Origin of the sequence: Streptomyces sp. AcH 505 (assembly GCF_000818175.1) — a bacterium.
Lineage (GTDB): Bacteria > Actinomycetota > Actinomycetes > Streptomycetales > Streptomycetaceae > Streptomyces.
The window spans coordinates 635164-639758 of the sequence record NZ_JTIY01000001.1 but is presented as its reverse complement, the minus strand read 5'-3'; the positions used below and the strand labels follow the sequence as shown (position 1 = coordinate 639758).

The following is a 4595-nucleotide window of genomic DNA, read 5'->3' as shown; positions in this document are numbered from 1 at the left end:
GATCTGCTGGAAGCGGCGGCGCACCGGCTCGGCAGGCCTTGCGAACTCCTCGACCACCACGGGGACGTGGAACGTGAGGTCGTCGCCGCCGCGGCCGACGCCGACCTGCTGATCTGCGCCAGGGACGGTGACCCGCACCGGCCGGGACCCCACAGCCTCGGCCGCGCGTCACGGTTCGTGGTCGACCACGCGACCTGCCCCGTGCTGCTGGTGTGGCCGGCCGACCAGCCGTAACGCTTCCACCGGCCACGTTCATCTCACGGACGTCCCGGGGCCGCGTTCCTGCCATCCGGCCCCATTACCGTGCGTACCGTCCCCGCCGATGCACTCACCCCCATGGAGGCCGGGCATGTCACCGGAGATGTCCCGCAGGAAAATGCTCGCCCTCGGCACGGGCGCGCTGGGCGCAGCCGCCACCGGGTCGCTGCTGCCGCCGTCCTTGCAGGCCGCGATGGCGGCGGAGCCCGCCGACGGGGGCATGGGGGCCGTCAGACACGTCGTGATCCTCATGCAGGAGAACCGGTCGTTCGACCACTACTTCGGCACTCTGCGCGGGGTCCGCGGCTTCGGTGACCGCAACGCCGTCGAACTGCCCTCCGGCAGGCCCGTCTTCGAGCAGCCGGCCGCCGGGGGGACACCCGGCACCGTACTGCCGTTCCCCATCAGGGAGGCGGCGCTCGCCCAGCGGCAGGAGCTGCAGTACATCGGCGGGCTCGACCACTCCTGGGAGGGCGGCGGCAAGGCGTGGAACGGCGGCTGGATGGACGGCTGGGCCGCAGCCAAGTCGCCCGCCACGATGGCGTACTACGACCGGCGTGACCTGCCCCTCCACCACGAGCTGGCCGACACCTTCACCGTCTGCGACGCCTACCACTCCTCCATCCACTCCTCGACCAGCCCGAACCGCAACCACCTGTGGAGCGGCTGGACCGGGTTCGAGGCCGACGGGCGGCGGGCCGTCGGCAACGACGCGTACGACGAGGCGACCCACCCCGGCTACCCGTGGCCGACCTACCCGGAGCGGCTGGAGAAGGCCGGCCACAGCTGGCAGACGTACACGGAGTGGGAGAACTTCACCGACAACAACATCGAGTTCTTCACCACCTTCAAGAAGATCGCCCGCAAGGCGCTCGCCCTGGCCCGCGCGCTGGCCGCGGTGCCCGGCGCCGCCGGCTTCACCTACATGGAGGCGTTCTACGCGGCCGTGCGCGGCAGCGACGACGCGGGGGAGCGGCGGCGGCTGCTCGACGCGCTGGAGGACGGCGTCGCCACGCTGACCGGCCACGAGCGCTCGCTGTTCGAGCGCGGACTGCGCCGGGTGGAGACGGGGACGCTGGCCGACCGCTTCCGGGCCGACGTCGCGGCGGGCACGCTGCCCGAGGTGTCGTACCTGGTCCCGTCGGCCGTCGACTCCGAGCACCCCGGCGAGTCGTCGCCGGTCGCCAGCGCCTCGCTCGTCTACAAGGTCCTCGACGCGCTCGGCGCGCATCCGGACGTCTGGCGGCACACCGTCGTGCTGATCAACTACGACGAGAACGACGGCTTCTTCGACCACGTACCCCCGCCGGTGCCGCCCGCCGACGTGGCCGACGAGCACTGGCAGGGGCTGCCGACCGGGCTCGGCATGCGGGTGCCGATGCTGGTCGTCTCACCGTGGAGCGTCGGCGGCCATGTCTGCTCGCAGGTCTTCGACCACACCTCCGTGCTGCGCTTCCTGGAGAAGTGGACCGGCGTTGACGCACCCGACATCACCCCCTGGCGGCGCACCGTCACCGGCGATCTGACGTCGGCCTTCGACTTCCAGCACGTCAGGCCGCAGCCGGGGACCGAACAGCCGGGTGAGATCCCCGCGTTCAGCGGGCGCTGGCAGCCCGTGCCGCCGGCCGACCAGCGGATGCCCGTCCAGGAGAGCGGCGCGCGTCCCGCGCGGCCGCTGCCGTACCAGCCCGACGCGTACGGCCGGGTCAAGGGCCGCACCGTCGAGGTCACGCTCAACAACTCCGGGCGGGCCAGCGCGCACTTCGCGCTCTACCCGTACGCCGGTGAGTTCGCGACGCCCCAGCACCGTGACGTAAGGGGCACAGCGCAGTGGACGGTGCCCCTTACCGGCGCCCGCAGGGAGAGCGGCTACCGCTTCACGGTCACCGGCCCCAACGGCTTCCGCCGCGAGTTCGCCGGTTCGGCGGCCGAGGGCGCCGAAGTGTCGTCGGCCGTCGACCACCACGACCGCGATCTCCAGCTCACCCTGCGCAACAGGGGGGAGCGCGCGGTCACCTTCTTCGTACGGCCCCTCGGGTACGTGGACGAGGCGGACCTGCACGGCTGGACCCGGCAGATCACGGTCAAGCCGGGCCGCAGCCGCAACATCGTCCACTCGGCCGCCGACGCGCACGGCTGGTACGACATCGAGATCACCGCGGCCGACGGCTTCCGCCGCCGGCTGATGGGACACATCGAGAACGGGCGCGCCAGCGTCTCCGGCTGAGCGGCGGCAGGCCGCCCGGGGCCGCCCCGCGGCTGCCCCCCCCGGGGCGTACGGGGGTGGGTGGCCGCCGCCCGGCGCGGGGATGCGAGTATCACCGCACAGCGTGCGACGGCGCACGCGCCGCTCGTGCCGAGGGAGTCCGATGTTCGCGATACCGCTGGGTGACGGGGCGGAGCTGCGCCCCCTGGAGCCGTGGCAGGCCGAGGAGTTCCTCGCCCACATGGACCGCGCGCGGGACCTCGTCGACGTCCACATCAGGCTCGCCCAGGCCGCCACCGACCTGGTGTCCGCGCGTGCGGTCCTCACCTCGTACGCCGAGAAGCAGGCGGCCGACGGCGGACGCGTCTACGGCATCTGGCTCGACGGCACGCTCGTCGGCGGGGTGCTCTTCCCCTCCTTCGACGCGGCGACGGGCAACTGCGAGGTCGGCTGCTGGCTGGAGCCCGCGGCCACCGGGCGCGGACTGATCACCCGGGCGGCTCGGGTGATCATCGACTGGGCCTTCGACGAGCGCGGCATGCAGCGCGTCGAATGGCACGCCTCGACGGCCAACACCGCCAGCATCCGGGTCGCCCAGCGGCTCGGCATGCGCAAGGAGGGAGTGCTGCGCTCGTGCTACCCGCACCGGGGCGAGCGGCAGGACATGGAGGTCTGGTCGGTCCTCCCGGACGAGTGGCGTGAGCAGCCCCGCACAGCTCGTTAAGAAAGCTCTCAGACGCTGCCCCTAGCGTGCGCCGTATGAACCCCACACCTAAGACAGAGACCCCGGGACCACAGTCGGCGGAGGCCGCCGACGAGCGCGAGCCCGAGGCCGTCGGCACGGGCGCCGAAGCGGTCACCGAGCCCGCGGACAAGGACGCGCACGACGACCTGGCGGGCGACGACCTGGACGACGGCGACGACGACGAGCTGACGGTCGAGCCCACCCCGCGCGTCCCGTCGGGTCTCGGTACGGCGGTGGCGGCGATCGTCGCCGCCGCCCTCGGCATCGTGGCGCTGACCGGCACCTGGACCGGCCGGGTGGTCGCCGAGCGCGAGACGCTCGTCGGCCAGCTGCACACCTCGCAGTCCGCCACCCCCGCCCAGCAGATCTCCGAGCTGTACGGCGACGCCTGGCACTCCACCGCGCTCATCAACGGCATAGTCGCCCTGATCGCGGTGATCATCGCCGTGGTCGTCCTGGTCCTGCCGCAGCGCGGCACCTGGGTACGCCCCGTCGCCGTCGCCGCGATCGTCCTCGGCGCCATCGGTGTCCTGGTCTCGCTCGGCATGTACTTCGACCTCTTCGCCTCGCTCCCGAGCGCACCGGCGACCCCGGCCACCCCTTCGGCGCCGCCCGCCGGCTGAGGACCACCGGCCAACATGAACTAAGGCTTCCGCCAGGAACTAAGGCTTCCGCGCTCCTCGGCGGGGGCCTTAGACGCCGTTCACCCCGGGACCCGGCCGGCTAAGGCACCGCGGGCCGTCGAGGATGCGGCACTCTCCCGATGTGGCGGACCCCCCTGGGAGACGAAGGTAGAGGCATCGGAAGACGCCGATACACCTTCGTATCAGGGGAGAAACACCATGTTGGAGTACGAGCTCCAGAAGATCCGGCACGCCCAGCTCATCCACGAGGCCGACCTGCGCCGGCTCGCCAAGCAGGTGCGCAGGGCGCGTCGGGAGGCAGTCGAGGACGAAGCCGGGGGCGGGGTGAGATCCCTGCACCACCTCTTCGACCGCGCCGCCTGATCCCGGCCGCGTGCCGCGATGACACGGGCGCCGATAACAAGTGCCGCAGCACCGGACGGCTGTGCGATGCTCGGCCCTGTGGAGACCACGTCAGTCAGCCCGGTGTTCGTCGGCAGGACCGATGAACTGACCGTGCTCACCCAAGCGCTCGCCCGCGCCACCGCGGGCGAGCCGCAGGCGCTGCTCATCGGCGGTGAGGCGGGGGTCGGCAAGACGCGGCTCGTGGAGGAACTGCTCGGCAGGGCGTGCGACCAGGGCGCCGTCGTCGCCGTCGGCGGCTGCGTCGAGATCGGCGCCGAGGGCCTGCCGTTCGCACCGTTCTCCACCGCCCTGCGCTCGCTGCGCCGCCGGCTGCCCGAGGAGCTGGCGGCCGCCGCCG

Annotated in this window: 6 protein-coding genes; all 6 read left to right on the top strand. The window is 72.5% G+C overall.

Features of this window, described 5'->3' with window-relative positions:
- Window positions 1–234 (top strand): universal stress protein (locus HY68_RS02905; RefSeq protein ID WP_041984080.1); only part of this gene is annotated, 234 nt, incomplete at its 5' end.
- Window positions 235–349: 115 nt separating this feature from the next.
- Complete coding sequence (locus HY68_RS02900; RefSeq protein ID WP_041984077.1) at window positions 350–2485, top strand: phospholipase C, phosphocholine-specific; 2136 nt, start codon at window positions 350–352, stop codon at window positions 2483–2485.
- Between the two features lie 142 nt (window positions 2486–2627).
- The gene (locus tag HY68_RS02895; protein WP_041984074.1) at window positions 2628–3188 is read left to right on the top strand and encodes a GNAT family protein; all 561 of its coding nucleotides are present in this window, start codon (window positions 2628–2630) and stop codon (window positions 3186–3188) included.
- Window positions 3189–3223: 35 nt separating this feature from the next.
- The gene (locus tag HY68_RS02890; RefSeq protein ID WP_052456997.1) at window positions 3224–3832 is read left to right on the top strand and encodes a hypothetical protein; all 609 of its coding nucleotides are present in this window, start codon (window positions 3224–3226) and stop codon (window positions 3830–3832) included.
- A gap of 219 nt (window positions 3833–4051) precedes the next feature.
- Window positions 4052–4216 (top strand): hypothetical protein, encoded by a 165-nt coding sequence (locus HY68_RS43420; protein WP_198533196.1) that lies wholly within the window; start codon window positions 4052–4054, stop codon window positions 4214–4216.
- Between the two features lie 66 nt (window positions 4217–4282).
- On the top strand, window positions 4283–4595 hold a 313-nt coding region (locus HY68_RS02885; RefSeq protein ID WP_041984069.1), incomplete at its 3' end, for an ATP-binding protein.